Below are 17,433 nucleotides of genomic sequence, written 5' to 3'. Positions count from 1 at the left end.
GAGAATTTTTGTGTTGTTTCAAGCCATCTGCTTAAGCCAATGTAGACTGACGTCCAGCATACGATTGGCAAATCCCCACTCGTTATCAAACCAGGTGACCATTTTCACCATCTGACCACGAATAACTTTGGTTTGGGTCAAGTCAACTATAGATGAGTGTGAATCATGGTTAAAATCACATGAAACAAGTGGCTCTTCAACGTATCTCATCAGCCCTCTTAATGGGCCTCGAGCCGTTTGACGGATCATTTCATTTATTTCCGCCACGGTTGTTGTACGTTTTACCTGTACAGTTAAGTCCATTGCTGACACATTAATGGTAGGTACACGCATTGATAAAGCAGCGAAGCACCCAGCTAAGTGAGGCATGAGACGGTCTATTCCCTTAGCCAATCCAGTATCTCTCGGTATAATTGACTGCATTGCACTTCGTGTCAGACGTAAGTCTGTATGGTGATATGCATCAATAACCGGCTGATCATTCATGGCGGAATGGATAGTGGTAATCGTCCCATGCTCAATACCAAAATGGTCGTCTAATGTTTTTAGTACAGGAACAATACAGTTGGTGGTGCAAGACGCATTGGAAACAATTCTGTGGAAAGGTTTTAATTGTACTTCGTTAATACCATAAACGATGGTGGCATCAACTGTAGATTCTGCTGGTTGTGAAAATAACAGCCGTTTAGCACCACTTTGCAGATGCACTTCGGCAGTTTCTCTATCTGTGTAGGAGCCCGTACACTCCAAAACCAAATCAATCCCAAGTGCCTCCCAAGGCAAATTTTTAGGTTCGGGATGATTAAGCAGCCGTATTTGATCCCCATTAACAACGAGTGAATTATTTTCTTGTCTGACCTGAGCAGGAAAATAACCATGCGTAGTATCAAAACGGGTAAGGTAAGCTATTGTTTCAGGATCGGCTAACTCATTAATGGCTACTACTTGCAGGTGCTGGCGATAACGGTTTTCATATAACGCTCTTAATACGCACTGCCCAATTCGACCATAACCATTAATTGCTATACGGTGGGCCATTAAGTTACTGGATACCTCACTTTAAGTTTCACTTCTGAAAAAACTCCAATCAGGTAAACACTTTACTTAGGAGCGACTGGTCTATTATATGTTGTTGTTAACAGCCACGTAATGTTTGTATGAGACTTCTTGGTAGCACTTATTAGTCACTGTCAAGCTTAGCAAAGTAACGAATTAACCTCTACTACATGCTTTGTTATTGAACATTATAAAACCTGCCCCATAACCAAAATGGGCGACTAACGCCGCCCATTTCTGCATGCCGGAATTAAATATCAGAAAGTAAATCTTCTGCAGTACTCACAACATGGTCTACTGTAAAGCCAAACATCTCGAATAATTCACCCGCAGGTGCTGATTCGCCATAGGTTGTCATACCCACAATACGACCATCCAAGCCAACATATTTATACCAGAAGTCAGCATGGGCAGCTTCGATAGCAATTCTTGCGGTGACTTCTAAAGGTAAAACTGACTGTTTGTATTCAACAGACTGCTCATCAAACACATCAGTAGAAGGCATTGATACAACACGCACCTTATGTCCTTTAACGGATAGTGCATCAGCCGCATCCATCGCCAAGCCCACTTCTGAACCTGTTGCAATTAGAATCAAGTCAGGTGTACCTTCGCTATCACGAAGTACATATCCACCCTTAGCTACATCTGCAACTTGAACATCAGTACGTGCTTGATGAGGCAGGTTTTGACGAGAGAAAATCAATGCAGAAGGGCCATCTACACGCTCAATGGCAGACTTCCATGCTACTGCAGTTTCAACCGTGTCACATGGACGCCACATTGCGAGGTTGGGTGTTGATCTTAGGTTCGCTAATTGCTCAATCGGCTGGTGTGTAGGACCGTCTTCACCCAGACCAATAGAGTCATGTGTATACACGAAAATACTGCGCTTCTTCATCAAAGCAGCCATACGCACGGCATTACGTGCATATTCCATGAACACAAGGAACGTCGCACCATAAGGCACAAAACCACCATGCAATGCCAGGCCATTCATGATCGCAGACATCCCAAACTCACGAACCCCGTAAAACAGGTAGTTACCTGCAGGCATCTCTTTGCTTACACCTACGCAACCTTTCCATAATGTCAGGTTAGAACCTGCAAGGTCAGCGGAACCACCCATAAACTCAGGCAACAAAGGACCAAACGCGTTTAAGGTATTTTGCGATGCTTTACGACTTGCAATAGTCTCACCTGTCAGCTGACAGTCACGGATATATTGGTCCGCTTGAGCAGAAAAGTTAGCTGGCAACTCACCACTCATGCGACGACTAAACTCAGCAGCTAGCTCTGGATATTCTTTTTGATAAGCAGCAAATAGGTCATTCCATTGCTGCTCACGGTTTTTGCCCGCTTCTTTCGCATCCCAAGCACTATAAATACTTTCAGGTACTTCAAAAGGTGCATGCTGCCAACCCAACTGCTGGCGAGTTAAGGCAATTTCATCATCACCCAGAGGGGCACCATGACATTCTTCTTTACCAGACTTATTTGGAGAACCATAACCAATAATGGTTTTACAGCAGATTAACGTGGGTTGATCCGTGTTAGCACGAGCTTGTTCGATCGCCGCTTTAATGGCTTCAGGATCATGACCATCAACACCAGGAATAACTTGCCAGCCATAAGCATCAAAACGCTTGGCAGTATCATCAGTGAACCAGCCTTCTACCTCACCATCAATGGAAATACCATTATCGTCATAAAAGGCAATTAACTTACCAAGCCCCAGCGTACCAGCGAGAGAGCACACTTCATGGGAAATACCTTCCATGAGGCAGCCATCACCTAAGAATGCATAAGTAAAGTGATCAACAATAGAAAGATTTGGACGATTGAATTGGCCTGCCAATACTTTTTCTGCAACAGCAAAACCTACTGCGTTGGCAATACCTTGTCCCAAAGGACCTGTTGTTGTCTCAACACCAGGCGCATAACCATACTCTGGGTGTCCTGCTGTTTTTGAATGCAGTTGGCGGAAGTTCTTCAAGTCATCAATAGACAACTCATAACCACTCAAATGCAATAAAGAGTACAACAACATGGAGCCATGACCATTAGATAGTACAAACCGGTCACGGTTACTCCAGTTAGGATTTACAGGATTATGTTGCAGGTAATCGCGCCAAAGTACTTCTGCGATATCTGCCATGCCCATGGGGGCACCCGGATGGCCACTTTTAGCCTTTTGTACTGCATCCATGCTAAGTGCACGAATTGCATTAGCACATTCTTTCCGAGGTGACATGGCTTCACTAGACGGCATGGAAAACTCCTAGGATGTTCAAGTAGCAACCAAAGAACGGCATTTTCGCTTTTTCTGGCCTTCACAGCAAATTTCTTGCACGTTAAAACCACCTACCAACCATCAAATATTAAAAAGCAAATATTAATAAACAATATCTATATCAATGAGATTTGATATAGATATTGTGATCACATTTTAATACTGCTAGACTGCCCCACATGAAATCCCAAGACCTACTACCAAATGACACCTATCACCTTTCGATTGATCGACTGGTCAGGCTTTGCAAAGCCTGTGCAGACCCTCAAAGAATGGCTATTTTACGGGTACTAAAAAACAACTCATTTGGAGTTCTTGAGTTATCAACTATTTTGGATTGCCGACAGTCTGGTGTCAGTCATCACCTAAAAGTATTAGTTCAAGCTGAACTAATTACGCACCATCGCGAAGGTAATTCGATCTTTTACCGACGAGCGGTGATACCTCAAACCCATCCTCTAAGAGCTGTCATTCAAGGTTTATTCAATAACCTTGATCAGTTGCCTTTGGAGGAAAAGAATCAGCAAGGGGTGGATATGATTCGTGCCCAGCGTGCTGAATCATCCCAGGCGTTCTTTGCACGCCATGCTGACCGCTTCAATGAACAGCAAGTGCTTATTGCAGAATACGGACAATACGCAAGGGTTGCTGCTGATGCTGTCCATGGGCTTCACTTTGAGTCAAAAAATACGGCCATTGAAATTGGTCCAGGTGAAGGGGTATTTCTTGCGGAGCTAGCACCACAGTTTTCAACGATTTTTGCTGTTGATAACTCACAGCAAATGTTAGACCGTGCTCAAGCCTTTGCTCAGGCGAACCAGCTTAATAATGTTGAATTTATACATGGGGAAGCCCAGCAAGCACTTGAGCGTGGAGTACAAGCAGACTGTGTGGTAATGAATATGGTTTTACACCATGTTCCTTCACCCGCAGAGCTGTTTATCACCATTGGTAAACTTCTTAAGCCAGAAGGGCATCTGGTGGTATGCGACCTTTGCCGCCATGACCAAAGCTGGGTCAGGGATAATTGTGGCGACTTATGGTTGGGGTTTGCCAGTGAAGACTTTTCCGAGTGGGCACACAATGCCCAGTTGGAAACAGGAGAAAGCCTGTACCTTGGGCTGCGTAATGGTTTCCAGATCCAGGTACGCTGCTTTCGTAAACAATCAAAGCCAAATGAATCAAGTATCACTTAATTTCCAGAAAAGGATATGCCGTTATGGCTGAATACTCTTTGTTTACGTCAGAATCCGTCTCAGAAGGACATCCTGATAAAGTAGCGGACCAGATATCCGATGCCATTCTAGATGCCATTATAAAAGACGACCCTAATGCACGCGTTGCTGTTGAAACGCTGGTTAAAACAGGCATGGTTTTGGTAGCAGGCGAAGTCCGCACTGAAACCTATGTAGATATTGAAGACCTTGTTCGTGATGTTGTACTGAAAATAGGTTATGACCATTCAGATATGGGCTTCGATGGCGCTTCATGTGCTGTATTAAATGCGATTGGTAAACAGTCGGCTGATATCGCCGTCGGTGTCGATGAAAGCGACAGCAAAAAACTCGGTGCTGGCGACCAAGGCCTGATGTTCGGCTATGCCTCCAATGAAACCGAGGTACTGATGCCTGCGCCTATTACTTATGCACACCGCTTGGTAGAGCGCCAAGCTCATGTGCGCAAAAGTGGTGTTTTGCCCTGGTTACGTCCCGATGCAAAAAGCCAGGTCACTTTCCATTATGACAGCTACGGTAAGCCAGTGGGTATTGATGCGGTCGTCCTTTCAACCCAGCACGAAGAAGGCATCAGCCAAGAGAATATTCGCGAAGCTGTGCTTGAAGAAATTATCAAACCTGTACTACCAGCTGAGTGGCTTGGCAAGCATACCAAGTACTTTATCAATCCAACCGGTAAGTTTGTTATTGGTGGACCTGTTGGTGACTGTGGACTAACAGGCCGCAAGATCATTGTTGACACCTACGGCGGTATGGCTCGTCATGGTGGTGGTGCATTCTCTGGTAAAGACCCATCAAAAGTAGACCGTAGTGCAGCTTATGCAGGTCGTTACGTGGCCAAGAATATTGTTGCTGCAGGTCTGGCTGAACGCTGTGAAATTCAGGTGTCTTACGCCATTGGTGTTTCTGAACCAACCTCGATCAGTATTAACACCTTCGGTACAGGTAAAGCGTCAGACGAACAAATTGAAGCTTTGGTACGTGAGCACTTTGACTTAACACCACAAGGTTTAATTGACATGCTGAATCTACGGCGTCCTATTTACCAGAGAACAGCAGCCTATGGGCACTTTGGCCGTGAAGAACCTGAGTTTTCCTGGGAGCAAACAGACAAAGCTCAAATTCTTCGTGATGCAGTAAGCTAATTACCTAGACTTCAAGGATTGAAATGTTGCAAAAATATGCGCAACTTTGGCCTTATTTTTTATCATGGTGATTTTAATAAAGCCGCTTTAGCCATATTTTTGCAACACATTGAATTGCGCGATCTCAGCAAACATCGCCCGTTTATAATAAAAAATGACAAATCACAGGACAGAAGCTATGGCAAATAATGACTATAAAGTGGCTGATATTTCTCTGGCAGACTGGGGACACCAGGAAATAGCCATTGCTGAAACAGAAATGCCCGCCCTCATGGCTATTCGTGCCCAATATAAAAATCAAAAACCCTTAGCCGGCGCGAAAATCATGGGCTGTATTCACATGACAATCCAAACTGCTGTATTAATTGACACTTTAATTGATCTCGGCGCAGAAGTACGCTGGTCCTCATGTAATATTTTCTCAACCCAAGATCATGCTGCAGCAGCAATGGCAGATAAAGGTGTTCCTGTTTTTGCCTGGAAGGGTGAAACAGAAGAAGAATACTTGTGGTGTATTGAGCAAACCATTCTCAAAGATGGAAAGCCTTGGGGTGGTAATATGATTCTAGATGATGGTGGTGACTTAACAGAAATACTCCATCATAAATACCCCGAATTATTAGATGCGGTACATGGCATTTCAGAAGAAACCACTACAGGTGTCCACCGTCTACTTGAAATGCTTGAGCAAGGCACCTTAAAAGTACCCGCCATTAACGTTAACGACGCCATCACCAAGTCCAAAAATGACAATAAATATGGATGTCGCCATAGTCTGAATGATGCGGTAAAAAGAGGAACAGACCATTTACTCTCTGGCAAAAAAGCGCTGGTGATTGGTTATGGTGATGTCGGCAAAGGCTCAGCTGCTTCCCTTCGACAAGAAGGCATGATTGTTAAAGTGACCGAAATTGACCCCATCTGTGCTATGCAAGCCTGCATGGATGGCTTTGAGGTCGTATCCCCCTATATCAACGGCAAAAATACAGGCAATGCTGATGGTATTAATCAAGTCCTATTAAATACCACTGATTTAATTGTTACAACTACCGGTAATGCCGATGTTTGTGATCGCTTTATGTTAGCTGCACTCAAACCTGGCGCCGTTGTCTGTAACATAGGTCACTTTGATATCGAAATTGATACGGCCTACATGCGTAAACACTGGCGTTGGGAAGAAATTAAACCCCAAGTCCATAAAATTTATCGCAGTGATGAGACTAAAGATTTCATTCTACTGCTTTCTGAAGGACGGCTCGTTAACCTGGGTAATGCTACAGGCCACCCATCACGTATTATGGATGGTTCATTTGCCAATCAGGTTTTAGCCCAAATTCATTTATTCCAAGTCAAGTTTGCAGACCTATCACCTGCCGAAAAGACCAAAAGTCTTTATGTACGAGTACTGCCTAAAAAACTCGATGAAGAAGTAGCTCGCTATATGGTGGAAGGTTTTGGTGGTGTGATTACCCAACTCACACCTGAGCAAGCTAAATATATTAATGTAGCTGTTGAGGGACCTTATAAACCCGATAGCTATAAATATTAATTTATACCAGAGCACTTCCTGGCTATTCGCCTTAGCTGGCCAGGAAGACATGGTAAAACTGTCGTATAGCCACAACTATGGAATCACAAAAAAAACACCCAAAACGCTTTAGCTTTGAATTTTTCCCAGCCAAAACTCCGGCAGGCCAAGAAAAGCTTTTAACAACGGCGAAGAGACTGGCCGAGTATAAACCTGACTTTTTTTCTGTCACCTATGGCGCTGCAGGCTCTACCCGTGATAGAACCAAAGACACCGTGCTTGCAATAACTGAAGCAACACAGATAGATACTGCACCTCACCTCTCGTGTATTGGTGCCAGTAAAGAAGAAATCGCAGACTTATTAAACGATTATAAAACACATCAGATTAAGCGTATCGTTGCACTTCGTGGGGATATGCCTTCTGGAATGGGGCTAGCTACAGGCGAAATGCGCTATGCTAATGAGCTTGTCAGCTTTATTCGGGAAACAACACAACAGCAATTTATTTTAGAGGTCGCTGCCTATCCTGAAATTCACCCTCAGGCGCCTAATGCAGAAAAAGATCTGGAAAACTTTAAGCGTAAAGTTGATGCTGGAGCGAATGCTGCAATTACCCAGTATTTTTATAATGCCGACAGTTATTTTTATTTTGTTGAACGCTGTGAAAAACTGGGCATTACCATTCCAATTACCCCTGGCATTATGCCGATCACTAATTACACCAAGCTGGCTCGATTCAGTGATGCTTGTGGTGCAGAGTTACCTCGCTGGATCAGAAAGCAACTTGAAGCCTACGGTGATGACATCACAAGTATTCGTCAGTTTGGGGAAGAAGTTATCACTCGACTGTGTGAGCAGCTACTAGACGCTGGCGCACCAGGTATTCACTTTTATACGCTTAACCAAGCCGATCCAAGTTTGGCTGTTTGGAATAATCTGGACCTGTCAAATCGACGTTAATCAGAACCTCTCACTATGCTATAGTTGCCGTTCTGGCAATATAGCTTAGTGATTGACCTCATGCGAATTCCTCGAATTTATACTCCCCAACCACTATCCCATACTACCCTCCTGACACTTGATGCTTTAGCCGCCAACCATGTGGGTAAAGTGTTAAGAATGAAGCCTGGGGAACAGATTTATTTATTTAATGGCACAGGGGATGACTATTTAGCAGAACTTAGCGAGGTCTCCAAAAAGACTGTTGTTGCCAATGTACTTAAGAAACTCACAACCCAGCATGAATCGCCCTTATCAATCCACATAGGCCAATGTTTATCTCGTGGTGAGCGTATGGACTACGCTATTCAAAAGGCGACAGAAATGGGGGTGACACAAATTACACCGCTGTTTAGCGCACGCTGTGAAGTCAAACTAGCCAAAGAAAGGCAGGAAAAAAAGCTACAGCACTGGCGACAAATTGCCATAAGTGCGTGCGAACAATGTGGCCGTAATCTGTTACCTGAAATCCATGCGCCTTTACCCATTGATCAATGGCTAGCCCAACGTTCGGAAGCATTACGATTAGTGCTGCATCACCATGCTGCAACCCCACTGGGCAACCATAAACAACCCCATGATATTGCGCTACTCATTGGCCCTGAAGGTGGACTAACAGAGGAAGAAGTCAGCCTGGCTAACCAACATCAATTTCATTCGACAACCTTTGGTCCGCGTGTCTTGAGAACAGAAACAGCACCCGTGGCAGCACTTGCGGTACTTCAGTATTGCTGGGGGGATTGGCGATAGAAGTATCGCTGTATTAAAAAACAAAAGCCTGCATTTGCAGGCTTTTTAAGTTTAGTAAAATAGATCGCGAGCTTAAGCTAAACCATAAGCCAAAATCATCGTTTCAAGGCTATCAAGTTTAGGAATGATTGCTGGCTCACCATGGGCAAGTACATGCATTGCTTCAAGCTCACCTTGGTTAGGCTCATCCTGAGCAATCACATCTGACTCTGTTAGGCGTACTGAGTGTGGTATACCTTGCACGACAATGGCAAAAAAAGGCAGCTCCCGATTGCCACTGATGCTGTTAATAATCGCTACCCTTGCATTACGGCTGGTGCCTCGATACTCCTCACCGTTAGCCACTTCAAACGAAATGACCGGTATTGACTGATCGCGCCAATTTATCTGTCCAAGATGCCACTCAGGAGTATCACTTGAAGATGAAGGTTGTTGAAAACCAATGATTTCAGCCACACTCACGTTAGGTAACAACAACATTTTGTCTTGGATGGGAATGAGTAAGCTTGAAAGAACTTCATCCCGGTCTTGGGTTAACTGTGCTTTTGCCATAGGGCTTTATCTCTTTCTCTCTTACGTCAAATCATTTCTAGGCAGTTAGTCCAGGATTTTTTTTTATATCAGCCACCAGTGTTTCTACCAACTGCTGAGCAAGTAATTGCGGTGTACCACTGAAAGCACTTAACCCTTTAGCCACTATCGCATCAGGCATCGTGCTACTTGCACAGCTTTCTTTACATTGTGTCCAAAGCGGTAATTTGCGCTCAGCATAAAATTCAGCCGCATCAGCACCATCTTGCCCCATGCCACTAAAAATAATGGCACCACACTTATCCTGAAAACCTGCCAATACATTGAGCATTACCTGGTCTATCGATGGGTTATAAGGACCAGGCCAAGTCTCTCCAGTAAACTGAACTGTTTGATCAAAATCGAAGACAATTTCTTGCTCTATCGGTACTACTAAGACTTCACCACTTCGCAACGGGTCCCCTTCAACGACGTTTTTCACCTTTAAGCAACTATGTCGTCCCACAGAGTTTACTAACACCTCTTCAAAGCTGGCATCGATATGCTGGGCATACACAAAGGCAATTGGCAAATCACCAGGCAGGCAGTCCAAAAATGCTTTGACTGCGCTAGGCCCTCCTAACGATGCCCCTAATACCCAGACCCGTTGTGGCGCTTTAGAAGCAAGCTCTTTATTTGGCAGGTCAGGTAGCTCAATAACCTTTTCCCGGGCCTTAAAATCAAGCTTAATCGGAGTTGATAGCGTAGGAATAGCGGATTGTTCAGCTGCGGGCTTATCTTCAACCTGCTCTTGTAAAGTGGGAATGACCTCTTGCTCAAGCTTGGCCAGTATTCTTCGCTCCCAGCGAGGGTATAGCTCTGACGTTCTGGCAGGTGCTTCCCCTTCACCAAATAATACAGGTACCTCACTAGCATCCAGCAAATCATCAAGTGGCTCCGCCCAGCCATCCTCTCCAGTGACGTCAATGAACCACGCATCAACTTTCAATTCATGGTGGCTTGGCTCAAGGCGATCTGGCGAGGTATTGATTAACACATCATAATGATGGGTTTGCATCAATACCTGAAGTAGGTGCCGCTGTAATGATGAGTCAGCAACAACACCTATTTTTCCCCGCCATCCACTCTTGCCTTCATTAGGCATCCGTTTTTACCATTCGCTCAATTGTTTCTAGTAAGGGGCCTTCCTGGAAGGGCTTACCTAAATACTCATTGACCCCAATGGCTAAAGCACGCTCCCGGTGCTTCTCACCAGTACGTGAGGTTATCATGATAATCGGCACACTCTTTAAGCGCCTATCATTTCGAACCGTACTAGCCACTTCAAAGCCATCCATCCTTGGCATTTCAATATCCAGCAACATCACATCAGGTTTGCGATCTTGCAGCAATGAAATAGCTTCTACCCCATCCCGTGCAAGTAAAACTTCATAACCATTACGCTCTAACAGTCTTGAAGTTACCTTCCGTACCGTTACCGAGTCGTCAACCACCATAACCAATGGTATACGCTCAACTTGAGCCGGTACCTCAATCTCTTCCGCAACCACTTCTGCAGTAAGCAGCAGTCCTTGATGTGCGTAATCAGAACGTATCAGAGCAACGACATCAAGGATGATTACGACACGACCATCACCCAAAATAGTAGCACCTGATACACCTGGTAAGCTGGCAAACTGGAAACCAAGACTTTTTACAACGATCTCGCGGCTACCTGCTAAGCTATCTACTTGAAGCGCAACACTGTGCTCAGCACCACGTGTCAAAATCACTGGTAAAGGCGCCAAAGCACCTTGTAGGTTAGGTTTGCCAGAGCGGTGTAACAAATCACCTAAATACTTAAGCTTGTAATCCTGCCCAGCATATTCAAAGTCTGGAGCATCATCTTCGTAATACGCTTCAAGCTCATAAGGACTGACCCGAACAACCCCTTCAATACTATTTAAAGGAATAGCATATAAGTCCTCACCTATGTAAACCATCAGTGCTCGGTTCACAGATACAGTGAACGGTAGGCGAACCCGGAAAGTTGTTCCTTTGCCTGGCGTTGAGTGAATTGTCACTGAACCACCCAGCTGCTTAATCTCACTATGCACCACATCCATACCCACGCCACGTCCAGAAATCTGGGTCACAGCGCGTGCGGTGCTAAAGCCAGCCTCAAGAATAAACTGCAATATTTCATTATCAGAAAGGTCAGCATCAGGGTCCATAAGCCCACGTTCGATAGCTTTAGCTCTGACAGCATCAAGGTTAACCCCACTACCGTCGTCACTCATTTCTAATAGAATATCGCCCCCTTCACGGGATAAGCTCAAAGCTACTTGCCCAACAGCTTCTTTGCCTGAAGCCTTCCGCTGCTCTTCAGGCTCAATACCATGGTCGATGGCATTACGTAACATATGCTCTAAAGGTGCAACCATACGCTCCAGTACAGTTCGGTCCATTTCACCTTCTGCATTTTCAACATTAAACTCAACTTGCTTATCCAGCTCACTGGATATTTGCCGGACAATTCGGCGTAGCCTAGGCATCAGACGGTTAAAGGGTACCATGCGTGTCTGCATTAACCCTTCTTGCAGCTCAGTATTAACACGTGCCTGTTGCAACAGAAGTGTTTCAGCATCGCGGTTTTTATCAACCAATGCTTCTTTCAAGTCCATTAAGTCACTGGCAGATTCAAAGAGTGAGCGAGATAGCTGGGTCAGCTCGGAGTATTGGTCCATCTCCAATGGGTCAAACTCCAAGGCCATAGATGCAGCTTCTGCTTCGTGTTTAGAGATAATCTGGGTTTGTGTCTCAATATCAAGCCGGCGCAGCTGCTCTCGAACCCGCTCAATAGTGGTATGCATTTCCTCAAGCGTAAAACTGATATCCGAAATCTGCTGTTCAACCCGGCCTCTCGAAATACTGGTTTCCCCGGCAAGGTTAACCAGGCTTTCTAGCAAATCAGCAGGCACTTTCACCATCTCTTGGGGCTGACGAGCTTTCCCTGCCGCGCGCTTAGCCGCTGAGATCGGCTTCACCTTCGCAGGCATGGTATCCCCAGGTGATACTGGCTCAACTGCCTTTGTTTTTGGAGTAAACGGAAGAATTTCCGCAGATGGTTCTGCAACCGCAGGAGTAGCTTTTTCAGCTACCACAGGAACCTCACCTGACATATGCTTTTTCACATGATCAACATGCGTTTGCAACTTATCTTGCCGAGTGAAAACATCCGCAAAGAAAGCACCTTCTAAGTCAGGTAAGCGATTTTGAGCTTGGGTAATAAACATCTCAAACTCATGGGTAAAATCCCCTAGCTTAGAGAGTCCTGCAAGGCGAGCACCACCTTTCAGAGTATGGAGTAAACGTAACAACTCATCCGCATACTGGCCATTGGCTGGATCTTTGCGCCAGGCATCTGTAGACCTTTCGACACCATCAACCAAGTCAACAGCTTCTTCCAAAAAGATATCCAGTACATCAGTATCTGCTAACGCCAGATCGTCCAGGTCCTGGGCAACTGCTGGCTCATGAGGGCTAGCCTCCGCCAGCTCTCCAGTAACTAACGGAGCCTGCTCCAGTTCTGGCTTTGGTGGGCTGGTCTGCTCAAGCTCACTGGTTTGCGATAGCAGTTTGTGAATGTTTGGAATGCCACTATCAGGATTAGCTCGGTAAGTTTTTAAAGCATCAATAAGCCAGTCGACGTTACGGCAATAGCCTTGCGTTTTAAGCTCATCAAGCATATCTGCTAACAAGTCATGACATGCCAACAATAAGTCAAAGAGAGGTGTTTCGGTCTTCAGTCGACCATCACTTAAACCTTCATAAATAAACTCTAACTCATGGCTAAAATCACCAATTTGAGTGATCTCAGCCATTCTTGCACCACCTTTTAGAGTATGAAGATCCCGCTGTAACTCCTTAACCTCCATGGAGCTTTCTGGATTTTCAATCCATTTTTGGAGAGAGCTGGCAGTGCTTTCCATGATATCACCAGCTTCTTCCAGGAAGATTTCAACCAGCTCAGGATCAATCAACGGGCCTTTTTCTTCTTGAGTAACCACTGGTGCTGCTGGCTGCTCAACAGGCTCAGGCTCCTGAGTACTTACCTCCAGCGCTTCTTCACCTAGCTCACCCAACTGAATAGGCTCTTCAGGAATCTCTTCTGTCTCAATATTTAAGGTTTCCAGTTCCTCTTCTGGCAGCCCCATATCAATATCAGTATCTACTTCAATAATGGGTAGTGTTTCTTCATCAAGGTTCAGTGACTCTTCCAGATCAGCATTAAGATCAACCTCTTCTACTTCAGGCATTGCTGGTTCAGCAATCTCAAAGCTTTCCACATCCTCTTCTGCTGTCAGTCTATGGAGCTGCTGAATGCAGTCGGTAGCAGGTTCAACTGTTTGGACGGCAGCAATACTATCCATCATACTAATCAGCTGCTCATGTCCATCACGTACGGCTTTGAAAAAGTCATCACTTAAAGGACACTGGCCTTCAACAACAGCCCTGTACGCATCAATCAATGCTTCACAGAGCTCTGCAACAGGATCCAGCTCAGCAATTTCTGCACCTTTAGCCAGCGTTTCCAGCTCCTCAAGAAGCATGTTTAGCTCGTCACCGGCTACAGGATTACGGCTCCACTCTTCAAGGATTTCCCCTGCATCCAGCAATACCTCCATGCCCTCAGCTAAGAACATAGAGATCACTTGAGTGTCTTGCTCTACCGCTTCATCTTCTGATGCATCTTCAGCAAAAAGTCGCCTTTGAATCTGATCAACATCCTGTAAAAACTGGTCCAACCCATCAAGCTCCATAAGTGGGTTTGCCTTCATTGACGCTAAGGCAGTTTCACCCAGCTCACCCGCTCTCTGAAGGATAAGGGCCACTTCATGATCTGCTTTTACTAAGTTGGCGCGTAAATCCTTAATCAACTGCTCTAGCGGCGATACCAGTTGAGCAATACAAATAACACCCGCCATATGTGCACTACCCTTCAGGGTGTGAAGTGCACGCTGTAGTGCCTCATCTATAGCAATCGGTTGCTGAGCCTCATGGTACTGAGCAACAAACTGTTTGACCGTTGCAAAGTGGGAGACAGCTTCATCATGGAAAATATCAAGCAAGACAGGGTCAAACTCTGGTGCTGCCTCACTGGGTAATGATACTTCCACTTCTTCTGCAACTTCATCGGTTGCAGGAATGTCTTCCTCAGTCAAGCCCATCTGCAGCAGTTCAAGCTCTTCTGCGACACTACCTTCCTCTTGTTCTGGTAGAGGAATCTCTTCAATTTCCTCAACAGATTCAGCTTTGATTTCCTCTTCATCTTCATCAGCAGGCAGCTCTTGTTCATCCATGATGAACGACTCAACTGCAGACTCCCAAATTATCTCATCTTCAGCTAATTCTTCTGCTTCAAGAGCCGCCTGCTCTTCAGCAAAATCATCTTCTGAAATAACAGGCTCTGCCATTAACTCTTCGGGGAAAGTCTCAGCCTCTACAGGTTTTTCAAAAGGTAGACCTTTCGCATAGGCCTCTGCTTCAGCTACAAATGCGTCAACATCTGGTGTTTGTTTCTGCTGTTGGTTTTCAAAGTCTTTAACCAGTCCTGGCAATCTTTCAGTAACGCGCCTCACCAGATCAAAATGATCATCACTAATGCTGATGGTATTATCGATTATTCGATTCAGCATGTTTTCGATAGCCCAGGCGAGCTCACCCACCACAGTTGCACCTACCAGGCGACCACTACCCTTGAGAGTATGGAATGCTCGTCGTACTTCACCACGCGCATCGGCATCATCAAGATTACTCTGCCATTTCGGGAGATATTCATTAATGGTTTCTAAAACCTCACCCGCTTCTTCAATAAAGATCTCAATGACCTCATCATCGATTAGGCTTTCTTCTTCCTCATCGACAGGTGCAGGCTCAGCTGTAACAGTGACAGGCTCTGGTTCAGCTGCAGGTGCTTCAAAAACGTCTTCAGCTGACTCAGCTGGAGCAACCTCCTCTAGCGCTATATCCTCTATCTCTTCTTGAGTTTCTATAGCCTCTTCAGGGTACAATGCTTCAGCTTCTTCAAGCTCCTCAGGCTCTTTGAGTACAGGGCCTTCATCTTCCTCGCCAGAGGTATCTGCAGCTTCTATCGCTTGACGCGCTTCAGCCTCAGCTAGCACTTCAGCCTCTGGCCTTACCGGGGGCTGACGTAAGTCATCGCTACTGAAACCAAGATGTACGAGGCTTTCTTCTGCAACATCAAGAATTAATTCATTTTGACTGGTATTACCCTCAGCAAGCCGTTCTAAATAATATTCAACACTGGTTATTGCATCAGCTAGCGTATCCAGTGCTTGCCACTGAGGTACTTGTTGTTTATCCAGCAGCTGTTCTTTCACATAACGCCGACAAGCTGCAATCAATGTTGCCGCCCTCTCAAGCGGAATCATGATTAAGCCGCCACGAACAGCGTCTAGAACTTCTGGGACATTAACTAAATTTTGGTGATTCCACTGAGAAGCAATAAATTCAATAATGGCATCTTTGGCTTGCTCAAGCCCGTTCCTTGCCTCACGAATGACTGCTTCATGAGCCTCACTCATCTCTGAGACAGGCACAACACTTTCTGTTACTCGCGGCTTACCTGTGGAGCTATCAACAATACCGGTCAGTGTTGCTTCTACATAGAGCAGGGAGCCAGCAATATCCATCAGCGCAGCATCATCCATCTCTCTGTTACCAGCAACCATCTGTTGCATGATATCAAGCTGCTCCATGAGCACTTTGCGGGGAATACCGAGACCTAGTACAGCAATAGTATCAGCGATGCGTTTTAAGACAGGTACCTGCTCTTTAAAGTTGGTAATATCATGACGATCACTGCGAACAAAAAGGTCCAATGCCTCTTTGATACTGGTTAGCTCATCGGTTAGTACAGTAACAACAGAAGCCATTGCTTCTTTATCAGGGCCTGAAAATAGATCTCTTTCCTGATTTAGCGTGTCTTCATCAGGTAGCGCTTCAACGAGATTAAAGGCTTCCTTAAGGGCTCTGATACGAGGTGTTTCATTATCAGCTTTAGCAACGTAATACAGTAGATTTTTAAGAAGCTCATCAGGGGCTGTCTGGTTTAACGACTCAGGTCCCTCTTCTGTAACCCGTTTTAGCTCAATATCAATTTGTCTGAGTAACGCCCTTATGGTTGAGCTGTTATGGATTGATCCATTATTAAGTCCATCAATTACCCCAGATGCAATCCACCAAAGTTGTCCCAGTGGGGTTTTCATGAATAACTGCTCAAGCCGATTGAAAACCTTTGCCATATAACCTAGGTTTTCGGCCATGTGCTGGTCTCGTAAAATACCCACCATGGCAAACTGATACATCTGCCGAAGCTTGCGCACCAGTGTATTGAAACTTTCCCCCTGTAACTTGGCTAAAGCAGCGTCGCTCAGTTTAGGATTTTTTTGGCTTAAATCAGGCGAAAACAGTGATGTTTCAGAAAGTAGGCTTTCACCACGAGCAGCTCGAATATCATTTAGAATAGGTAGCAGAATAACAGGCAAATCTCGGCGTCCACTTTGGACCCGGTCCAGATACATTGGCAACTGTAACATCGCCTGCATCAATACTTCGTGCGCTTCCCCCTTATTAGTCACCGCTTCATCTAACAATCCTTTAGCGAGTGCTTCCATTTCTTCAGCAAGCAAAGCAGCACCATAAAACTCCACCATTTGCAACGTTCCATGCACCTGGTGTATGTAATTCAAACAAAAGCGAAGCTTGGTAGAATCCTGGGGGTTTTCCGCATAAGCCTCTAACGCTTGGCGTGCCTGTTTAAGCGTTTCTTCTATCTCACCTTTAACCCAGTCCAGGGCTACATAGTCGTGGCGATCACCCATAACTACTC

10 protein-coding genes are annotated in these 17,433 nt (G+C 45.2%); 5 read left to right on the top strand and 5 right to left on the bottom strand.

From position 1 onward, the window contains the following. Positions 1-18: 18 nt before the first annotated feature. Both gap and tkt read right to left on the bottom strand, forming a co-directional pair. The gene (gene gap / locus KHS79_RS17845; RefSeq protein ID WP_027706661.1) at positions 19-1,038 is read right to left on the bottom strand and encodes a type I glyceraldehyde-3-phosphate dehydrogenase; all 1,020 of its coding nucleotides are present in this window, start codon (positions 1,036-1,038) and stop codon (positions 19-21) included. Positions 1,039-1,306: 268 nt separating this feature from the next. Beyond that, positions 1,307-3,310, bottom strand: coding sequence for a transketolase (gene tkt, locus KHS79_RS17840; protein WP_212720811.1), 2,004 nt, complete (start codon positions 3,308-3,310; stop codon positions 1,307-1,309). 218 nt (positions 3,311-3,528) lie between these two features. On the opposite strand from tkt, the gene KHS79_RS17835 reads away from it, so the two are divergent. From KHS79_RS17835 to KHS79_RS17815, 5 genes are all read left to right on the top strand, one after another. Beyond that, positions 3,529-4,545, top strand: a complete 1,017-nt coding sequence (locus tag KHS79_RS17835; RefSeq protein WP_212720735.1) for an ArsR/SmtB family transcription factor — start codon at positions 3,529-3,531, stop codon at positions 4,543-4,545. Between the two features lie 23 nt (positions 4,546-4,568). Next, positions 4,569-5,729, top strand: a complete 1,161-nt coding sequence (gene metK / locus KHS79_RS17830) for a methionine adenosyltransferase (RefSeq protein WP_094788879.1) — start codon at positions 4,569-4,571, stop codon at positions 5,727-5,729. A gap of 178 nt (positions 5,730-5,907) precedes the next feature. Continuing rightward, a complete protein-coding gene (ahcY, locus tag KHS79_RS17825) occupies positions 5,908-7,278 on the top strand; it encodes an adenosylhomocysteinase (protein WP_212720733.1) in 1,371 nt (456 codons plus the stop codon). A gap of 77 nt (positions 7,279-7,355) precedes the next feature. After that, positions 7,356-8,219 (top strand): methylenetetrahydrofolate reductase [NAD(P)H], encoded by an 864-nt coding sequence (metF, locus tag KHS79_RS17820; protein WP_027706666.1) that lies wholly within the window; start codon positions 7,356-7,358, stop codon positions 8,217-8,219. 60 nt (positions 8,220-8,279) lie between these two features. After that, on the top strand, positions 8,280-9,008 hold the full coding sequence (locus KHS79_RS17815) for a 16S rRNA (uracil(1498)-N(3))-methyltransferase (protein WP_094788880.1): 729 nt from the start codon (positions 8,280-8,282) through the stop codon (positions 9,006-9,008). Between the two features lie 72 nt (positions 9,009-9,080). Here KHS79_RS17815 and KHS79_RS17810 read toward each other — a convergent pair whose 3' ends face one another. Genes KHS79_RS17810 through KHS79_RS17800 form a run of 3 tightly spaced genes read right to left on the bottom strand, consistent with a single transcriptional unit; the run spans position 9,081 to position 17,425 of the window. After that, complete coding sequence (locus KHS79_RS17810; RefSeq protein WP_027706668.1) at positions 9,081-9,560, bottom strand: chemotaxis protein CheW; 480 nt, start codon at positions 9,558-9,560, stop codon at positions 9,081-9,083. Between the two features lie 37 nt (positions 9,561-9,597). Continuing rightward, on the bottom strand, positions 9,598-10,683 hold the full coding sequence (locus KHS79_RS17805; RefSeq protein WP_212720731.1) for a chemotaxis protein CheB: 1,086 nt from the start codon (positions 10,681-10,683) through the stop codon (positions 9,598-9,600). Continuing rightward, entirely contained in the window at positions 10,676-17,425 is a 6,750-nt protein-coding gene (locus tag KHS79_RS17800; RefSeq protein WP_212720729.1) for an Hpt domain-containing protein, read from the bottom strand. Before KHS79_RS17800 ends, KHS79_RS17805 begins: the two co-directional genes overlap by 8 nt. Positions 17,426-17,433: the final 8 nt, after the last annotated feature.

The sequence above is a fragment of the Zooshikella ganghwensis genome (assembly GCF_018263875.1).
Lineage (GTDB): Bacteria > Pseudomonadota > Gammaproteobacteria > Pseudomonadales > Zooshikellaceae > Zooshikella > Zooshikella ganghwensis.
Note: the sequence above shows the minus strand (reverse complement) of the source record. Positions and strands in the feature narration are given on the sequence as shown.